Source organism: Burkholderia sp. MR1-5-21 (assembly GCF_053427715.1).
In genome coordinates, this window is sequence record NZ_JBSAXD010000099.1 from 1 (window position 1) to 868 (window position 868).

Below are 868 nucleotides of genomic sequence, written 5' to 3' on the forward strand. Positions count from 1 at the left end.
AGACGCACGCGCGAGAACACCACGAGCGGCAGCGTCGTCGAGCCGGGGCCGGACAGGAACGCCGACAGCACGAGGTCGTCGATCGACAGCGTGAACGACAGCAGCCACCCCGACAGCAGCGCCTGCGAGATCAGCGGCAGCGTCACCACGAAGAACACCTTCAGCGGCGTCGCGCCGAGATCGAGCGCGGCCTCCTCGAGCGACTTGTTCAGCTCCTTCACGCGCGACTGCACGATGATCGCGACGTACGACACGCACAGCATCACGTGACCGATCCACATCGTGACCATCCCGCGTCCCTTCGGCCAGCCGAACATCTGCTCGAGCGCGACGAACAGCAGCAGCAGCGAGATCCCCTGGATCACCTCCGGAATCACCAGCGGCGCGTTGATCATCCCCGTGTACAGCGTGAAGCCCTTGAAGCGGCCGAAGCGCGCGAGCACGAAGCCCGCCCACGTGCCGATCGCCACCGACGCGAACGCGGTCAGCAGGCCGATCTTCAGCGACAGCCACGCGGCCGCCAGCAGCTCGTCGTCGTCCAGCAGCGCCCCGTACCATTTCAGCGAGAAGCCCGACCACACGGTCACCAGCTTCGATTCGTTGAACGAATACACGACCAGGCTGATGATCGGGATGTACAGGAACAGGAACCCGAGCGCGAGCACGCCCGTCGACAGCGGTTTGTTCGGCTTGATCATTTGACGTCCTCCAGTTCCTTGACCTGGTAGTACTGGAACAGCGCCATCGGCACGAGCAGCAGCACCACCATCGCCACCGTCACCGCGGAGGCCATCGGCCAGTCCATGTTGTTGAAGAACTCGTCCCACATCACGCGGCCGATCATCAGCGTGTCCGCGCCGCCGAGCAG

Annotated in this window: 1 protein-coding gene and 1 pseudogene; both read right to left on the reverse strand. The window is 64.5% G+C overall.

The features are described from left to right. Positions 1–698 (reverse strand): ABC transporter permease subunit (locus ACV229_RS40555; RefSeq protein WP_448088654.1); only part of this gene is annotated, 698 nt, incomplete at its 3' end. After that, positions 695–868, reverse strand: a pseudogene (locus ACV229_RS40560) (putrescine ABC transporter permease PotH); the annotation flags it as partial. The pseudogene ACV229_RS40560 and the gene ACV229_RS40555, both read right to left, overlap by 4 nt.